The following is a 17799-nucleotide window of genomic DNA, read 5'->3' as shown; positions in this document are numbered from 1 at the left end:
GGTAAACACGCCGTCGGGTTGGGAATCTTCAATGGGTTGTCCGCCGTTGTAGCCGTAGGGAACGGCCCAGGCAGCAACGCCAGCACGCTGGGCGGTCTCCACATCGATCGAGGAGTCGCCCACATGCGCTGTGTGTGATTTATCCACATTCAGCGCTTCAAGGCAATACTCAATCACCAAAGGATGGGGTTTTTTTTCTGCCAGGCTGTCCCCGCCCAGGACGATGGGGAAGAAAGGCGCCAGGCCCGTCACCTCCAGCACACGCTGGGCAAAGCGCAACTCCTTGTTGGTGACGCAGGCCAGGCGCACCCCAGCGGTGCGAAGCCGCTCCAGGCCTTCCAGGCAGCCGGGGTACAACTGGCTGTCGGTGCCCGTGGTGTCGTTGTAGTGGCCCTCAAAACAATGCATGACGGCTTCGACGTCGAGGGTGTCGACCTTGGTCTCGCCGGCTTCCTTGGCCTGCCTGAGCAAGCCTTTCATCAACTCGCGCGTGCCGTGGCCGATCAGCTTGGTGACATCGCCCAAAGGGCGCCGGGGCAGACCGATCTCGGCCAGGGTGCGGTTGGCGGCCTCGGCAATCTCGGCGGCGGTGTCCACCATGGTGCCGTCCAGGTCGAAGGTGATGAGTTGAATGGTCATGTTTGGGGCGCCGGTTAACGCATCTGTGCGCGGCGGATTTCCATCAGGCGCAGGATCATGGGGGTGAGGATGAGTTGCATGGCCAGGTCCATCTTGCCGCCAGGCACCACGATGGTGTTGGCGCGCGACATGAAGGAGTCGCCGATCATGGACAACAGGTAGGGGAAGTCGATGCCACGCGGGTTGCGGAAGCGGATCACGGTCATGCTTTCGCCAGCTGTGGGCACGTCCCGGGCGATGAAGGGGTTGGAGGTGTCCACCACCGGCACGCGCTGGAAGTTGATGTCGGTCTCGCCGAACTGCGGGCACACGTAGTGCACGTAATCGTGCATGCGGCGAAGGATGGTGTCGGAGACGGCCTCTTTGCTGTAGCCCCGGAACTTGGTGTCGCGGTGGATCTTCTGGATCCACTCCAGGTTGATGATGGGCACCACGCCGATCTTCAGGTCAACGTGGCGCACCAGGTCAACCTCGTCGGTCTTGACGCAGCCGTGCAGGCCTTCGTAGAACAGCACGTCGGTGTCGACAGGGGTGTCCGACCACGGCGTGAAGGTGCCGGGCTCTTGCTGGTAAGGCAAGGCTTCGGCTTCGTTGTGCAGGTAGTAGCGGGTTTTGCAGCGGCCGGTTTCACCATAGGCCTGGTACTGCTTGCCCAACATCTCCCACTCATTGGCCTTGGGGCCGAAGTGGCTCAGGGCGATGCCCTCGCGTTCGTACTCGGCCACCTTCACCTTCATCTCGTTGCGAGAGTAGCGGTGAAAGGCATCGCCTTCAATCACGGCCGGGGTGATGCCCTCGCGGCGAAAGATGGCGTCAAAGGTGCTTTTGACCGTGCTGGTACCGGCGCCGCTGGAGCCGGTCACCACGATGATGGGGTGTTTGCGAGACATGTCGAATCACCCGATCAGGCTTGAGGTTGAACAAACAACGAACGCGTCTTGAACAACTGCCATGACACGTTCTCGTGCGGATCGGCGTGGTAGCTGACGATGCGGTCGATCTCTTCCTTCGACCCCAGGAGCACTGGCACGCGTTGGTGCAAGGTGTCGGGCACCACTTCCAGCAAATCGTGCGTGCCGTTGACCGCGCGGCCACCGGCCTGTTCCACCAGCAAGGCCATGGGCGAGGCTTCGTACATGTGGCGCAGGCGGCCTGCCTTGCGCGGTTCGCGTTCATCGCGCGGGTACATGAACACACCACCGCGCGTCATGATGCGGTGCACTTCGGCCACCATGCTGGCCACCCAGCGCATGTTGAAATCCTTGTGGCGCGGACCGGATTCACCGGCGATGCATTCGGCCACGTAGCGCTGCACGGGCTTCTCCCAGAAGCGCTGGTTGGACGCGTTGATGGCGAACTCGCGCGTCGCCACGGGAATGCGGACCTCGGACTGCGTCAGAACCCAACGAGCCGGGCCTTCGCCGCGCAGGCTGCTGCGGTCCAGGGTGAACATCTGCACGCCCTGGCGACAGGTCAACACCATCACCGTGCAGGGGCCATACAGCACATAGCCAGCGGCCACCTGCTGTTGCCCAGGCTGCAGAAAGCCCATTTCGCCCGGGGTGGTGCCACGGTAAGGATGCGGCAGCACCGAGAAGATCGTGCCCACCGAGATGTTGGCTTCGATGTTGGACGAGCCGTCCAGAGGATCAAACACCACCAGGTAACGGCCCTGGTTGCCATGCTCGTCAGACACGAAAGGCATCTCGTGCTCTTCGCTGGCCCAACCGGCCACGTGCGGGCAAGCGGCCATGGCCGCCGACAGCACGTCGTCGGCCATCACGTCCAGCTTCTTCTGGTCTTCACCTTGCGAGTTGCTGGACGACGCCAGGCCATGCGCCCCCGCCAAAGCACCTTGCGCCGCGACCTCGCTGATGGCCGCGCAAGCCTGCGCGATGGTCAGCAAGGTTTCGCTCAAAGCCTGGGCCGCATCGGCGGGCAGGCCCGACAAGTTCAGGGCCAAGGCCTCGGTCAGTTCCACAACTGGCGTGGTGTTCATGGTGGGGATCCTCTGTGAGTTGTTATGTGGGGGCTCAAACGACGAATCGTTCGATCAAGCTGTCGACACGGCGAACAGGCGGCTGGATCGGATGTCGGCCACTTCGATGGTGGTCAGGTCATCACGGGTCAGCACGCGGTCGCGGTCTTGGAACAGGCGGCTGGCCTGGCGCAGGCGGGCGCGGTCCAGGGCATTGCGCACGCTGCGGGCGTTGGCGAAGTGAGGCTGCTCCAGGCGGCGGCCCAGGTAGTCGTCGAAGGCTTCACGGGCACCTTCGCCAAAGGTGTAGTGCTGCTGGTCCAGCATCTTGTCGGCGATGCTGAGCAGCTCGGGCGTGGCGTAATCGGGAAAATCCAGGTGGTGAGCGATGCGGGATGACATGCCGGGGTTGCTCTGGAAGAAGTGGTCCATGCGGTCTTTGTAGCCCGCCAGGATCACAACCAGGTCATCGCGCTGGTTCTCCATCACCTGCAGCAGGATCTCGATGGCTTCCTGACCATAGTCGCGCTCGTTCTCGGGCTTGTAGAGGTAGTAGGCCTCGTCGATGAAGAGCACGCCGCCCATGGCCTTCTTGAGCACTTCCTTGGTCTTGGGCGCCGTGTGGCCGATGTACTGACCGACCAGGTCATCGCGCGTCACGGCCACCAGGTGGCCTTTGCGCACATAACCCAGTCGGTGCAGGATCTCGGCCATGCGCAAGGCCACCGTGGTCTTGCCCGTGCCCGGGTTGCCGGTGAAGCACATGTGCAGCGACGGGCTTTGCGCTGACAGGCCGAAGCCGGAGCGCAGCTTGTCGATCACCAGCAAGGCCGCGATGTCACGGATGCGGGTCTTGACCGGGGCCAGGCCGACCAGGTCGCGGTCCAGCTCGTCCATCACATCGTCGATGCGGCTTTGGGCCAGCACCTCGGCCACGGTGCGTGGCACGGGGGCATCAGAGACTGCAGAGCCAGTGGACGCCACAGGTACGGCGGCCACGGCCTCTTCGGCCACAGCACGGGCCGTGCTGCCAGGGATGGTGTAGAGCGGCGCGTTCATGGTCAGTCGCTGTAGCGCTCGCCTTCGGGCTCGCCGATCGCGTAAGAGGTCATGGTGTAGCGCACCGAGCGGCCATCGACTTCATGGCGCTCCAGGCGAAAACCGGGCTCCTTCTTGGGACGGTTGGCGATGAAGCTCATGGCGATGGTCTCCACGCCACGGGTGGAGTCAAAGGCCATCAGGCGGATGTAGTGGCCACGGCCAAAGGTGTCGCGGCAGGCCTTCAGTTCGGTCATGACGCCGGCGGCATCCTTCAGGTCGAACATGGGGTTGCCGTACATCTCCCAGTAGGTGTTGCGAGGGTGTGGATCGTCGGTGTATTCCACGCTCCAGGCGTAGCCCTTGCGCAGGCCGTATTCGATCTGCAATGCGATCTCGGCATCGGTCAAGTCAGGCAGGAAGCTGAACTGGCCTTGCGTGAGGCGGCCGGTGGGGTTGGTCATCATGGTGGTGTTCTCCTTGCCCTGCTTAGTTGGAAACGCCCGGCGTCACGGCGTAGTCGGACGTGTCGGTCGAGGTGTAGTTGAAGGTGATGTCACCCCAGGTGTCGAGCGCCTGCTTGAGGGGGGTGCAGAACTGCGCGGCCTTGCGCAGGATGTCCGGGCCTTCGTTGAGGATGTCGCGGCCTTCGTTGCGGGCCTTGACCATGCATTCCAGCGCCACGCGGTTGGCCACAGCGCCAGCCTGGATGCCCGCGGGGTGGCCGATGGTGCCGCCGCCGAACTGCAGCACCACGTCGTCGCCGAACAGGTCGATCAGCTGGTGCATTTGCCCGGCGTGGATGCCGCCCGAAGCCACGGGCATGACCTTCTTCAGGTCGGCCCAGTCCTGGTCGAAGAACAGGCCGCGTGGCAGGTCGGTCTTGGTGTAGCTGTCGCGGCAGACGTTGTAATAGCCCTGCACGGTCATCGGATCGCCTTCGAGCTTGCCCACGGCGGTGCCGGTGTGCAGGTGGTCGCAACCGGCCAGGCGCAGCCACTTGGCGATCACGCGGAAGCTCACGCCGTGGTTCTTCTGGCGCGTGTAGGTGCCATGGCCCGCACGGTGCATGTGCATGATCATGTCGTTCTTGCGGCACCAGTTGGCCATCGACTGGATGGCGGTGTAGCCGATGACCAGATCGACCATGACGATGACCGAGCCCAGGCTCTTGGCGAACTCGGCGCGCTCGTACATGTCTTCCATGGTGGCGGCGGTCACGTTCAGGTAGCTGCCCTTGACCTCGCCGGTGGCGGCGCTGGCCTTGTTGACGGCGTCCATCACGAACAGGAAGCGGTCACGCCAGTGCATGAAGGGCTGAGAGTTGATGTTCTCGTCGTCCTTCATGAAATCGAGGCCGCCCTTCAGGCCTTCGTAGACCACGCGGCCATAGTTGCGGCCCGACAGGCCCAGCTTGGGCTTGGTGGTGGCACCCAGCAGGGGGCGGCCGAACTTGTCCAGGCGCTCGCGCTCGACGATCAGGCCGGTTGGTGGGCCCTTGAAGGTCTTGACGTAGGCCACGGGCACGCGGATGTCTTCCAGGCGCGCAGCTTTCAATGGCTTGAAGCTGAAGACGTTGCCGATCAGGCTGGCCGTCATGTTGGCGATGGAGCCCTCTTCGAACAGGATGATGTCGTAGGCCACGTAGGCGAAGTACTGGCCCGGGTTGTTGGGCACGGGCTCGACCTTGTAGGCCTTGGCGCGGTAGCTGTCGCAGGCCGTCAGGCGGTCGGTCCACACCACGGTCCAGGTCGCGGTGGAGGATTCGCCCGCCACGGCAGCGGCCGCTTCGATCGGGTCCACACCGTCTTGCGGAGTGATGCGGAACAGACAGAGGACGTCGGTGTCCTTGGGCACGTAGTCGGAGTCCCAATACCCCATCTGGCGGTACTTGAGCACGCCAGCGCTGTAGCGCTTTTTCTGGTCGGTGATCTGATCGGCGTTCACGACGCCGGCTTCCACTGGTTTGTTCATGTTGAATCCTCTGTGGGAATGGAGAAAAAGCGGAAAAACGAACGGGGTTGAATTCAATGTAGGACCGGGGCCGAATAAGGTAAATTCAGTTATTCTTTGGATTCACTTCAGGTATTGCTTAATGAGAAGCGTGACTTTTAGGCAGTTAAGGGTGTTCACGGAGGTCGCTCGGCAGCTCAGCTTCAGCCGCGCGGCCGAGGTTTTGCACCTCTCGCCCCCTGCGGTGACCATGCAGGTCAAGGAGCTGGAAGGCCATGTCGGCATGCCCCTGTTCGAGCGCCAGGGCCGCAACATCCAGCTGACCATGGGAGGCGAGTACTTCCTGGTCTACGCCAAACGTTTGCTTTCAACTTTGAAGGATGCGGACAACGTCATGGCCCGGTTCAAGGGGGTTCAGACGGGGGTACTAACCATTGGTCTGATCAGCACGGCGGGTTATTTCCTGCCGCAATTGCTGGCGCGATTTCGCGCTGAACATCCGGGGGTGGACGTCAAACTGGACGTGACCCGCGACATCACCAAGCTGATGGCCCGCATGCACAGCAACGAAATCGACCTGGCGGTGATGGGCCGCCCGCCCAAGGAATACGCCATGCGCGCCGAGCCCTTTGCGGGTCATGCCATGGTGTTCGTTTGCCCGCCGGGGCACCCTTTGCTGGGCGTGGGGCACCCGCCGCTCAATGCCTTGATGAACCACCCGCTGATTGCGCGCGAGGTCGGGTCCGAGGTTCGCGAGGTGCTGGACGCCTATTTGAAGCACCACCAGATGGCGCCGCGCATCGGCATGGAGATCGCCAGCAACGAGACCATCAAGGCGGCGGTCACGGCAGGATTGGGCATCGGTTTTCTGTCGCTGCACGCGGTGGCACCCGAATTGCGCAACGGCCTGCTGCACCTGGTGGACTTTGAAGGCACGCCCCTGAGGCGCACCTGGAACATCGTGCACGAGGTGTCCAAGGTGCTGTCACCGGCGGCCGAGGCATTTCGCTACTTTGTGCTGGAGCATGCGGAGAACATCATGGGCACGCAGGATTCGACTGTGCAGGCGCCCAACGCGGCATAATCTGACAATCGTTTCGATCACATCCCCTCTCTTGAAGGAAAACACCATGACTCGTGAAGTCGTTTTTGTGGGCGCCGCCCGCACCGCCATCGGCACCTTCGGTGGCTCGCTCAAGGAAGTGCCCCCGGCCGACCTGGGCGCCCTGGTCATCAAGACTGCGATGGAACGCGCTGGCGTGCAGCCCAAAGATGTGGGCCACGTGGTGCTGGGCCATGTGATCCCCACCGTGCCTCAGGATGCTTACATCAGCCGCGTGGCCGCGCTGAACGCTGGCGTGCCGCAAGAGACCCCCGCCTTCAACGTGAACCGCCTGTGCGGCTCGGGCCTGCAAGCGATCGTGTCGGCCGCCCAGTCCATCTTGCTGGGTGATTGCGAAGTGGCCATCGGCGCTGGCGCTGAATCCATGAGCCGTGGCGCTTACCTGGTCACCAGCAACCGCTGGGGCGCGCGCATGGGCGACGTCAAGATGCTGGACTTCATGCTCGGCGCCCTGCATGACCCGCGCAAGCACATCCACATGGGCATCACGGCCGAAAACGTGGCCGCCCGCTACGACATCACCCGCGAGCAGCAGGACGCCTACTCGGTGCAAAGCCAGCAGCGTGCCGCCGCCGCCATCGAGGCCGGCTACTTCAAGGAACAGATCGTTCCCGTTGAGTTGCAAACCCGCAAGGGCACCACGCTGTTCGCGATTGACGAGCACGTGAAGGGCGACACCACCGTCGAAACCCTCGGCAAGATGAAGCCTGCTTTCAAGAAAGAAGAAGGCACCGTGACCGCCGGCAACGCCTCCGGTCTGAATGACGGCGCCGCTGCCGTGGTCATGGCCTCTGCCGAGAAGGCCAAGGAACTGGGCCTCAAGCCCCTGGCCCGCCTGGTTTCCTACGGCCACGCTGGCGTCGAGCCCGAGTACATGGGCATCGGCCCTGTGCCCGCCTCCAAGGCCGCGCTGGCCAAGGCTGGCCTGACTGTGGCCGACCTGGACGTGATCGAATCCAACGAAGCCTTCGCTGCGCAAGCCTGTGCCGTGTCCAAGGAAATGGGCTTCCCCAACGAGAAGACCAACCCCAATGGCTCAGGCATCTCGCTGGGCCACCCGGTGGGTGCCACTGGCGCCATCCTGGTGACCAAGGCGCTGTACGAGTTGCAACGCATCAAGGGCCGCTACGCCCTGATCACCATGTGCATTGGCGGTGGCCAAGGCATTGCGATGATCATCGAGCGCATTTGATTGATGACGGCGCTTTGACTCGCTGAAGTCATCCTTGAAAAGCCCGAGTGCGGTTTACCGCCTCGGGCTTTTTTCATGGGGCCTTGGCTTTGGGAGTTTTGCGCTTGACGGCTTTGGGCTTGGGCAATGGCAAGGCATCGGCCGTGGCCTGGAACACGCGTTGCAACAGGTGTTGATCATCGATCTCGTCGCCGATGCGGAAGTACAGCTTGGCGCCGGGATAAGGCGGGTGCTCTGACACGGTGCCCAGCACCGCCTTGCCTTCGGCCGTGGGCTTGAGGAACAGGTGGTTGTCGCACACGAAGGCGATGACCTTGCCGTCCAGGTAGAGCGCGTACTCGCCGAACATCTTCTTGTGCGAGATGCGGCCACCCAGCTTGGATTGCTCGCAGATGTAGTCGACGAAGCTCTGGTCGGTGGCCATGGCGTTTACCTCAGCTCGGCTTGGTGAGCAGCAAGCGCGATTGCGCCGACCGCAGGAGTGCTCGGGAGTAGAGACGGTGGAAGCCTTTGAGGGCGTGGAACTCCGGGCCATAGGTTGCCTGGCCCGTCGCTCGATCCACCTTGGGCAGGAAGGCCGAGCCAAAGTACAAACGCGTGCTGCCAGGGCGGGTGGCTTCGTCGGCAACGCTCATCAACCACGACCTGGTGCGCCCCATGAAATCGCAGAGGAGCAATTGATGGGCCGTTCGGCCCTCCACGGTCCAGGCTGCGAACCTTTGCACCTCCCCTGCCGCCAGCCGCCTGGCTTGCTCGTCCGTGGAGGGCTTGGAAAGCAGCGATGAGAGGATGAATCGCTCTACCTTGAACAGCCTCGTGGTGTAGAAGGTTTCGACAAACTCGGCCTGGGAAACGGCACGGGGCACATCCACGCAATAGCAGTCCGTGTACACGCCCTGCTCTTTGTATTGGTTGAGCAAGGCTTCTTGGGGAAGCTCACCAAGTTGCACGGCGTTCATGGCTCGATCCTCCGACCTGCGCCCTCAACCCGGAATCTCGGGCTCGACCAATTGGATGAGCAAGGTCAGCGACTCTTGCCAGCCCAGGTAGCAGCCTTCCGGGGGGATGATGGCTGGGATGCCTTCCTGCACCACACTCAGCTCGGTGCCGCAGGACACTTGCTTCAAGGTGACCGTGGTCTGCATTTCGCCAGGCAGGTTCGGGTCATCGAACGCGGCGGTGTAGCGCAGGCGCTCGTTGGGCACCAGCTCCAGGTACTGACCGCCAAACGAATGGCTGTGGCCCGAACTGAAATTGGTGAACGACATCTTGTATTGGCCACCCACCTTGGCGTCCATCTGGTGAACCTTGGCGGTGAAGCCGTGCGGGGGCAGCCATTTGACAAAGGCCTCTTCGGTCAGGAAGGCGCGGTAAAGGCGATCCGGGGTGCAGCGGATGACGCGGTGAAGACGGACAGTGTTGGTGGTGCTCATGTCAATCATTCCTTGGCTTGCAGAGGACAGCCCTCTGACTGTACGACGAAGGACGGGCGGCCAAATCGACATTGGGCGTTCGGCAAGGCTTGCGGCGCACGCCCATCAAGGATGGCGATGGTGCTGCGGCCCGTTGGCACTCGCCTCGCCATGGCCACGCAGCACCTGGTACTTTGCAATTTGCGATGGGGTGAGGATGGCGTGCTGGTGGATGTGAGCCTCCAGGTGCACTTGGCGAACCTGCCCCTGAAGTTGGCCAATTTTGGCCATGGCGATCGACAAGCGTTCGGGTGTCGCTGTCTTGGCCACGAACAGCTCGTTCAGCGAGCGTTCTTCTTCGACCAACTGCTGGCCAACGCGCTTTGAGCGAGATGCCATGTCGTTGAACAAGGCTTGCGTCTGCGCCTTCTGCCCGGGCGTGAGCTCAAGCTCCTTGGACAGGCTCAGAACATGAGACGGCCCCGGGTAACCATTCAGTTCAGCCGCTTTGGCCTGGCCCATGCCTTTACCTGACAAATAACCCTGGACGTCATCCACGGAAAGCGCCTTGATGTCAGCCCCTGCAGCCACGGCCAGGCTTGAAAGCAGCGCCAGGCAGGTCGCGGTGAATGTGATCTTCATGTTGGCTCCTTGGTTCATTCATCAGTGGGCGAGGCGCCCTAGTATCACCGGCATGAGCGATGCGCTGCTCATTGGTGGCTTCATCCAGGTGCTCCTTGGTCAGGGCTTTGCGCCGGGTGCAGGTGCACGGCCAACCACATGGCGCCGTCCGAGGTGCGCTCCACGGTGTGCGGCACACCTGCCGGCAAGAACAGGTGATCGCCAGCCTTGAGCGACACGGACTCCCCGGCAACGGTCATCCACGCTTCACCTTGGACCAGCAAGACCCACTCGTCTTGCGGCTGCACATACTCGTGAGGCGTGATGCGCGAAGTGCTGACGATCCGCTCGATGAGCAGATTGCGGTGGTTGAGGATGGTGTCGAAGCGCTCGCCATGGGCTGGCGGTGTTGCATTGGTGAACAGGTTGTCAATGCGCATGATCATCACCGTGCAATGTCCAGATTCCTGACAAAAAACTTCACGATCAGCTCGTTCACCTCACGGGTGGTCTGCGCCCGGTTGAACCCCGGCGGATCAGAGATCAAATCAGACACCAGGCCACTGAGATTGGGCCGCAGCGGCGACAGCAGCGCACCATGTCCGCCGTTTTCCAGATCAGCCAAAGACTCGCAAGACTTGCAGGCGCCCAACACGGCTTCGCTGTGAAACTTCGGGATCAACCACCGGTCTTTCTGGGCCGAGATGATGCCCAGTTTCACTTTGGGTTGGCGCAAGGAAGTCAGGTCGAAATCAGCCGCCAACGGTACGCCCGCCACCACGGCCTTGATCCTGGGATCGGTGTGCTCGTACCAGGTCTCGTCGGTGAACTTCAGGCCAATGACCCAACGGGCCACGGTGGTTTTAAGCCCATCCAACGCCCCCCCGGTCAGCCGGGTGATGAGGCCCACGCAGGTCTGAAAATCTTCGGCCATGTGGGCCTGGCAATGCTGCTTGAACCTGGCTGGCGACCAACGCCCACCCGCCAGTGAGAGCGCAGTGTGCCCACCGGCAGACATGCCATACATGCCCACGCTGTCGAACTGAAGCAGCGGGGCAAACAATGGGCTGCGGGCCATGGCGTCAATGGCCTTGGACACCTCTAGCGGTCGGCGAATCCAACTGGCAGGGCCAGGCTCGCCGACATCGTCGTCGTTGTCCTTGTAGTGCTCGGGCATGGCCACCACAAAACCGGCATCCACCAATGCTCTGGCAATGTCGAGGTAATCCCATGGTGCTGCTGTGGAGCCATGAGAGATGACCACCAACGCCCCATTGCCCTTGACGGGGGCTGCATCGACGGCCAGTCGCATCAGGAACTCACCCCGCCGGGCATCCTGTTCTGGCGCTTTGGTGGGAAAGAACACCGTGACGGGACCAGCCGTTTCTGACGACGGCCACTCCACCATGCCCACCGCAGAGAGGGCCCCAGCATGGCAGCCCAGCAGCGCCAGAGAAAATGCCAGTGTGCGAACTGCCTTTGGAATCATCGGAAGAAGATGCGCCATCGCCATATTTCGCGATCGTCAAACGCTGGCGATTGATTCAACCTGCGCTTTGGACATGCTCAAAGCCTTGCGCATGTAGCCTTTCCACAGCCTTTGCGTGATGAAGCAAACAATGGGCTCGAGCACGGGTGTGCGGCTGATGAACTCGTACCGCCAGCGAATGGCCGTCGCCTGGGTGACGGGTTCGCGCTCGAACCACCACTCGCCCCGCGCCTCTTTGGCCAGGAAGCGCAGGATGCCCGTGAAGCCACTGACGGTGTAGGCGAAATGCGATGGGAACTGGTAGGCCATCAACGCCTCCTGGGCCGAGCTGCCATCGGACAGCAGGACGGTGCGGGTCTGGCCTGCACCGTCCCAGGGGCCCGTCTGGTCTTTGGTGCCCGACACCGCCGGCAAGGGGCCGTACCCGGTGAAGATGGACGCCAGGTTGATGGGCACGATGTGCGCGAAAGCTTTTTCGAGCGGTGCGTGGACGGTGGTTTGCACTTCAGCTGAGGTGGAACGCATGGCGGGTATCCCTTCAGTGGTCACGAACGATGGCGGACATTCGGTTTTACACCCTTCGTGAAGGGTTCAACTTACTCGTTCGGCTTTTCCGACGAATAAACAAACCACAGGTGGTTGTAGTAATTCTTGAAGGCCGTGTACAGCGAACTCTCGCCTTCCTTGATCTTGTACACAGGCGCATGAATGCGCCCATCAAGTGCTCACGGCGAACACCGCACTGGCGCGAACGATTCGCTCGGCGCCCACGTGGATGAAGCCATTGGCGAAGGCCAGGCGTGAGCCCTTCTTCTGGATGTCCACGGTGGTTTCAATCCAGTCGCCGATCTTGGCGGTGCCGGTGAAGTCGAGTGTGAGGTTGGCGGTGACCAAAGGGATGGGTGGGTCGGCGGAGAAGGCGGTGGCGTAACCCAGGGCCACGTCGGCCAAGGTGGCCAGGATGCCTCCGTGGATGGTTCCGCGGGCGTTGCAATGCTTGGGTTCGACACGCAGGCCCAAAACCAAATCATGCCCTTGGCCTTTGGCGTGAATGGGGCCGACCAGGTCAAGCACGGGGCTGGTGCGGGTGAGTGGGCTGAAGCCGGCGGGGATGTCCATGGGAGACTTTCAATGTTGACTGTTATCACACCCTCGAACGCATGCCTTGCTGAACACGGCAAGTTGCTCATGGTAGAGGCCCCAATAGCCGGGCATGGACGCCATGATGCGCTCGCGGAGTGCTTGAGCAAGGAAGCTCACCAGTCACATCGCCGCAACAAAAAACCCCCGGACCATGCCGGGGCTCAAAGTGTCAGCGTGTTGGTGTGCTCATTGATCCAGCCGCACGCTGTACTCCAGCACATTGCCCCAGATGGGTTGGTAGTTGCAGCTGGTGGGACGCAGGTTCCATGACAGGATGGAGCGCGCGCGGCGGGCCACGCCGTTCATGGGCTGAACGAGCTGCAGGTTGTTGATGGCGTTGGCCACCACCGCGAACTGCCAGGTGGGTGCCAACACCGAGTTGGCCAGGTGCACGCTGTCGTCGCCCACCGGCTGGAAGACACCGGCCGCATCGGCCACGCAGTGGTACACATACTCACGGCTGCCCGGATTGGGCGCGGCACCAAAGCCGAAGTTCTGCTTGATCTTCACGGGGCAAGCGAAGGTGCGGCGTTGGGGGTCGTAGCCGCAGCAGGACATCTCTTCGTAATACACGCTGCCGAGGTAAGCCACCTTGGCCCCGCACTGGCGAGCCGCAGTGTGGAACGGGTCGGCCGCGGGCAGCGCGGCGGCATCGTAGGTGCCGCAGTACTTGTACTTCTGGTACAGCGAGGCCTGCAGCTGGCTCTGCTCTGTCAGGCTCAGCTTGCTGGCACCTTCCAGGGCTTTGGCCACTTCGTTTTTGATGTCGGGGCCGCAGACCGTGGTGGACTGGGCCTGCGCCATCATGGGGGAACACAGCGCAATGGCTGCGAGTAGAACAACACGCTTGAGGGTCAAGGCAATCATGGTCGGCTCCTTGGAATGTGACATTGGGGAATTCAATGTCTTCCTGGGGAGCCGCCGTGACAAGGTGCCCGCGGCTTCAAGCTAGGGAGGAATGGGGTGCAAGTTAGGGAGCCTTCAAAGGCTCTGGCACTGGTGTGCTCACACGCCCCCGATGCATCAACGCCTTGCTCCGCCGGATCAAGCCATCCACCAGCGTGAACACCACCGGAATCACCAGCAGGCTCAAGAAGGTGGACGTGATCAGCCCACCGATCACCACGATGGCCATCGGGGCCCGAAAGCTCGGGTCCACGCCAATGCCCAAGGCGATCGGCAACATGCCCGCGCCCATCGCGATGGTGGTCATGATGATGGGTTGCGCCCGTTTGCGGCACGCGTCCACCACCGCCTCCCAGCGCGACAAGCCATGCTCGTTGCGCGCGATCAGCACGTAGTCCACCAGCAGGATCGAGTTCTTGGTGGCAATGCCCATCAGCATGATCAAGCCGATCATGGATGGCATGGACAACGCCGTCTGCGTGATGAACAACGCCACAAAGGCCCCAGGGATGGACAGCACCAGCGCCATCAGGATGGTCATCGGCTGCACAAAGTCCTTGAACAGCAGCACCAGCACCACGTAGATGCACAACACGCCCGTCAGCATGGCCAGGCCAAAGCTGGCGAACAGCTCGGCCATGGCTTCGGCATCGCCCACCGTGGTCTGCGTGATGCCGGGCGGCAGGTTCTGCAGGCTGGGCAAGGCCAGGGCTTTCTTCTCGACGTCGCCCAGCGGTTGCTGGTTCAGCTCGATCTCGAAGTTGATGTTGCGCTGGCGGTCGTAACGGTCGATCTGGGCGGGGCCGCTGGCCATGGTCAGCGTGGCCACATTGCCTAGGGGCACAGGGCCACGCGCACCGGGCACGGGCAGGCGCGAGATCAGGTCCAGGTCGGCCTTGGCCTCGTCGGGCAGGCGCACCACCACGGGCACTTGCCGTTGCGACAGGTTCAGCTTGGGCAGGCCCTGGTCGTAGTCGCCCAGGGTGGCAATGCGCAAGGTGTCGGCGATGGCGCTGGTGCTCACGCCCAGGTCGGCGGCCTTGGCGGCATCGGGCCGCACGATGAGTTCAGGGCGCACCAGGCTGGAGGTGGACGTGACGTTGCCGATACCGGGAATGGTCCGCAACTGGCGTTCCACCACCGAGGCATGCTCGGACAAGGCCCGGCCATCTTCACCGGCCAGCACCAGCACGTACTTCTCGGCCGAGCCGCCAAAGCCCACGTTCACACGCGCACCCGGCAAGGCTTCCAGAGACGCGCGCAGTTGCTGCTCGATGTCCTGCTTGCTGATGCCGGGCCGGTCTTGCCGCCGCGTCATGTTGATGGTGAGCGTGGCTTTGCGCACTTCGGCCGCCGCTTGTGGCATGAAGGGGTCGCTGCCCGACGCACCGCCGCCCACGGCCGTGTAAACGAGTTTGACGTGCTCGTTCTTGACCACGATCTTGCGCGCCTCTTCGGCCAGCTTGTAGGTCTGCTCGAAGTTGCTGCCCGGCGGCAGCGACAGCGACACCTGCGTTTGCGACAGGTCATCGGGCGGTATGAAGCCGGTGGGCAAACGCCCTGCCAGCATGATCGATCCCCCCGTGAAGACGACCACCACCAGCAAGGTCAGGATGCGGTGCTTCAGGCACCAGCGCGCCCAGCCCAGGTACATGCCCATCCATTTGGGATCAACGTGCTCGCCCTTGGGGGCCTTCAAAAAGTAGGCGGCCATCATGGGTGTCAGCATGCGTGCCACCACCAGCGAGAAGAACACGGCAATCGCCGCCGTCCAGCCAAACTGCACGAAGAACTTGCCGGGCACACCGCCCATGAAGGCTGTGGGCAGGAACACCGCGATCAGCGTGAAGGTGGTGGCGATCACGGCCATGCCGATCTCGTCAGCGGCTTCGGTGGCCGCCTGCAAAGGCGTCTTGCCCATGCGCAGGTGGCGCATGATGTTTTCGATCTCGACGATGGCATCGTCCACCAGGATGCCCACCACCAGCGACAGCGACAACAGCGACACGGTGTTGACGCTGAAGCCCAGCAGGTTCATCACGCCAAAGGCCGGGATCACCGACAGGGGCAAGGCAGTGGCGGCCACCAGGGTGGCGCGCCAGTCGCGCAAGAACAGCCACACCACGATCACGGCCAGGATGGCGCCTTCGTACAGCAAGGTCATCGAGCCGTGGTAGTTCTCTTCCACCGGGTCCACGAAGTTGAAAGCCTCGGTGATGACAATGTCGGGGTTCTTGGCCTTGACTTCTTCCAGCGCCGCACGGATGCCCTGTGCCACCTCCACTTCGCCCGCCTTGAGCGCACGCGTGAGCTCGAAGCCCACCACGCGCTCGCCATTGAGCAGTGCCGCCGAGCGTTGCTCGGCCACGGTGTCGCTCACTTTGGCAATCTGGTCCAGGCGAACACGGCGGCCATCGGACAAGGTGATGTCCATGGCGGCCAACTCGGCCGCCGATTGCACGGTGGCCACGGTGCGCACCGATTGCTCGGCACCACCCACGTCCACGCGGCCGCCAGAGGCTTCTTGCTGGATGCTGCGCAACTGGCGCGACACGTCGGCGGCAGACACATTGAGAGCCAGCAAGCGGGCCGGGTCCAGCTCAACGCGCACTTCGCGGGTCACCCCCCCCACACGCGCCACGGCGCCCACACCTTTGACGGCCAGCATGCGCTTGGTCACGTCGTTGTCCACGAACCAGGACAGGGCCTCGTCGTCCATGCGCTTGGAGGCGACGGTGTAGGTCAGGATCGGTGCGCCCGACAGGTTCATCTTGGAGATGACCGGGTCGCGCAGATCGCCCGGCAGATCCGAGCGCACGCGCGAGACCGCGTCGCGCACGTCGTCCACGGCTTCCTGCGTGGGCTTTTCAAGGCGGAACTCGACCGTGATGATCACGTTGCCATCCTGCACCTTGGTGTAGATGTGCTTGATGCCTTGCAGCGTGGCAATCGAATTCTCCAGCTTGCGAGCGACCTCGGTTTCCAACTGCGCAGGTGCCGCGCCCGGCAAGGACGCCGTCACCGTGACGGTGGGCAGGTCGATGTCGGGAAAGTTCTGGATCTTCATCCCCGAAAAGCCCATCAGGCCCACCACGGTGAGCATGATGAACAACAGGATCGCGGGGATGGGGTTGCGGATCGACCAGGTTGAGACGTTCATGACTGGCCTTTCACGACCCGCACGGTGTCACCGTCGGTCAGGAAGCCCACGCCGGAGGCCACGACTTGCGTGTCGGCCTTCAAGCCTTGCGTGATCTCGATGCGGTCGGCCTGGCGGCGGCCCACGCTGACCTTGACCTGGCTGACCACGCCCTTGTCATTGACGGTGAAGACATAGCTGAAGCCATCGCGCAACAAGACCGCGCTTTGCGGCAGCGACAGGCCGGTGGCCTGGCCGGTTTCAAAGCGGCCGTTGGCGAACATGCCTGCGCGCGCGCCAGCGTTGACGGCGCTGGCAGGCAGGTCCACGTACACCAGGCCATTGCGGGTGGTGGCATCCACGGTGGGAGCCACCATGCGCACCACGCCTTGAACGGTTGAACCCCCAGGTGGCGTGGCCCAGGCGGGCATGCCGGGTTTGATCTGCGACAGGTCGGCCGAGGGCAGTTCAGCGCGCCACTCCAGGCGGCTTTGGCGGATCAGGCGGAACATCTCTGCGCCGGGCTGGGCCATCGAGCCCACCGAGGCCACCCGGGCCGAGATCACGCCATCATCAGGCGCCACCACCCTGGTCTGGCGCAGGCGCAGTTCATCGGCGGCCAGGCGGGCTTTGAGGGCCTCCATGCGGGCTTGCGCGGTGGCTTCGGCGGTGAGGTCGCGCTGCGCTTCCTGCGCGCTGATGGCGCCGCTGCCACGCAGGGAGCGGGCACGGTCGGCATTGCTCTTGGCCTCGGCCAACAAGGCTTGTGCTTCGGCCAGGTTGGCGCGCGCCGTGTTGGCATCGGCCACCACGGCTTCATTTTGCAAGGTGGCCAGGGCCTGCCCACGTTGGACGCGGTCGCCCACATTGACCAACACGGTGGCCACGCGCAGGCCCGACAGCTCGGCCCCGATGATGGCCTCCTGCCAGGCGGCGATCGAACCATTGGCCGTGAGCGTGGATGGCCATCGCGCCGATTGAGGCGAGACCACCTGCACGCTCAGGGCGGGCTTGACACTGCGCGAGGCGGCAGGGGCCGCTGCGGCGGCCTTGCTCGCATCGCCAGCAGGCGCGGTGCTTCTGGACTGCCACCACAAACCACCTGCCACGACCACGGCAACCACGGCCACCCATTTGCCGTTTTTCATCAACCAGTTCGACATGTT

19 protein-coding genes are annotated in these 17799 nt (G+C 62.9%); 2 read left to right on the top strand and 17 right to left on the bottom strand.

The window, feature by feature from the left end; all coding sequences use genetic code 11:
* From gph to Q7V20_RS05405, 6 genes are all read right to left on the bottom strand, one after another.
* The coding region (gene gph / locus Q7V20_RS05430; RefSeq protein WP_304787996.1) for a phosphoglycolate phosphatase at positions 1 to 639 on the bottom strand (639 nt) is incomplete at its 3' end.
* A gap of 14 nt (positions 640 to 653) precedes the next feature.
* Positions 654 to 1529 carry a phosphoribulokinase gene (locus Q7V20_RS05425; protein WP_304787994.1) on the bottom strand — a complete coding sequence of 292 codons (876 nt, stop codon included), beginning with the start codon at positions 1527 to 1529 and terminating at the stop codon, positions 654 to 656.
* Positions 1530 to 1543: 14 nt separating this feature from the next.
* Positions 1544 to 2638, bottom strand: coding sequence for a class 1 fructose-bisphosphatase (locus Q7V20_RS05420; protein ID WP_304787992.1), 1095 nt, complete (start codon positions 2636 to 2638; stop codon positions 1544 to 1546).
* Positions 2639 to 2692: 54 nt separating this feature from the next.
* A complete protein-coding gene (gene cbbX / locus Q7V20_RS05415; protein ID WP_304787991.1) occupies positions 2693 to 3676 on the bottom strand; it encodes a CbbX protein in 984 nt (327 codons plus the stop codon).
* 2 nt (positions 3677 to 3678) lie between these two features.
* Positions 3679 to 4122 (bottom strand): ribulose bisphosphate carboxylase small subunit, encoded by a 444-nt coding sequence (locus Q7V20_RS05410; RefSeq protein WP_304787989.1) that lies wholly within the window; start codon positions 4120 to 4122, stop codon positions 3679 to 3681.
* A gap of 22 nt (positions 4123 to 4144) precedes the next feature.
* The gene (locus tag Q7V20_RS05405; RefSeq protein ID WP_304787987.1) at positions 4145 to 5629 is read right to left on the bottom strand and encodes a form I ribulose bisphosphate carboxylase large subunit; all 1485 of its coding nucleotides are present in this window, start codon (positions 5627 to 5629) and stop codon (positions 4145 to 4147) included.
* Between the two features lie 121 nt (positions 5630 to 5750).
* Between Q7V20_RS05405 and Q7V20_RS05400 the strand changes: the two genes are divergently transcribed.
* Both Q7V20_RS05400 and Q7V20_RS05395 read left to right on the top strand, forming a co-directional pair.
* Entirely contained in the window at positions 5751 to 6692 is a 942-nt protein-coding gene (locus tag Q7V20_RS05400; RefSeq protein WP_304787985.1) for a LysR family transcriptional regulator, read from the top strand.
* Between the two features lie 46 nt (positions 6693 to 6738).
* A complete protein-coding gene (locus Q7V20_RS05395; RefSeq protein ID WP_304787983.1) occupies positions 6739 to 7923 on the top strand; it encodes an acetyl-CoA C-acyltransferase family protein in 1185 nt (394 codons plus the stop codon).
* 73 nt (positions 7924 to 7996) lie between these two features.
* Here the strand turns inward: Q7V20_RS05395 and Q7V20_RS05390 are convergent, their stop codons facing one another.
* The 11 genes from Q7V20_RS05390 to Q7V20_RS05340 all read right to left on the bottom strand — a co-directional run bounded on the left by Q7V20_RS05390 (position 7997) and on the right by Q7V20_RS05340 (position 17796).
* Positions 7997 to 8347, bottom strand: coding sequence for a TfoX/Sxy family protein (locus Q7V20_RS05390; protein ID WP_304787982.1), 351 nt, complete (start codon positions 8345 to 8347; stop codon positions 7997 to 7999).
* 10 nt (positions 8348 to 8357) lie between these two features.
* Positions 8358 to 8882 (bottom strand): hypothetical protein, encoded by a 525-nt coding sequence (locus Q7V20_RS05385; protein WP_304787980.1) that lies wholly within the window; start codon positions 8880 to 8882, stop codon positions 8358 to 8360.
* A gap of 24 nt (positions 8883 to 8906) precedes the next feature.
* A complete protein-coding gene (locus Q7V20_RS05380) occupies positions 8907 to 9356 on the bottom strand; it encodes an SRPBCC family protein (protein ID WP_304787978.1) in 450 nt (149 codons plus the stop codon).
* 105 nt (positions 9357 to 9461) lie between these two features.
* Entirely contained in the window at positions 9462 to 9977 is a 516-nt protein-coding gene (locus tag Q7V20_RS05375; protein WP_304787976.1) for a Spy/CpxP family protein refolding chaperone, read from the bottom strand.
* 80 nt (positions 9978 to 10057) lie between these two features.
* On the bottom strand, positions 10058 to 10396 hold the full coding sequence (locus tag Q7V20_RS05370) for a cupin domain-containing protein (protein WP_304787974.1): 339 nt from the start codon (positions 10394 to 10396) through the stop codon (positions 10058 to 10060).
* Positions 10397 to 10401: 5 nt separating this feature from the next.
* A complete protein-coding gene (locus tag Q7V20_RS05365; protein ID WP_304787972.1) occupies positions 10402 to 11445 on the bottom strand; it encodes a dienelactone hydrolase in 1044 nt (347 codons plus the stop codon).
* Between the two features lie 36 nt (positions 11446 to 11481).
* Positions 11482 to 11970, bottom strand: coding sequence for an SRPBCC family protein (locus tag Q7V20_RS05360; protein WP_304787970.1), 489 nt, complete (start codon positions 11968 to 11970; stop codon positions 11482 to 11484).
* Positions 11971 to 12162: 192 nt separating this feature from the next.
* Entirely contained in the window at positions 12163 to 12564 is a 402-nt protein-coding gene (locus Q7V20_RS05355; RefSeq protein ID WP_304787968.1) for a PaaI family thioesterase, read from the bottom strand.
* A 210-nt stretch (positions 12565 to 12774) separates the two neighbouring features.
* A complete protein-coding gene (locus Q7V20_RS05350; RefSeq protein ID WP_304787966.1) occupies positions 12775 to 13455 on the bottom strand; it encodes a hypothetical protein in 681 nt (226 codons plus the stop codon).
* Positions 13456 to 13558: 103 nt separating this feature from the next.
* A complete protein-coding gene (locus Q7V20_RS05345) occupies positions 13559 to 16654 on the bottom strand; it encodes an efflux RND transporter permease subunit (RefSeq protein WP_304787964.1) in 3096 nt (1031 codons plus the stop codon).
* Entirely contained in the window at positions 16651 to 17796 is a 1146-nt protein-coding gene (locus Q7V20_RS05340) for an efflux RND transporter periplasmic adaptor subunit (RefSeq protein ID WP_304787962.1), read from the bottom strand. The genes Q7V20_RS05345 and Q7V20_RS05340 overlap by 4 nt, the downstream gene beginning before the upstream one ends.
* Positions 17797 to 17799: the final 3 nt, after the last annotated feature.

Source organism: Aquabacterium sp. (assembly GCF_030652515.1).
Taxonomy (GTDB): Bacteria; Pseudomonadota; Gammaproteobacteria; order Burkholderiales; family Burkholderiaceae_C; genus Aquabacterium.
This window is presented reverse-complemented; position numbering and strand designations above follow the sequence as displayed.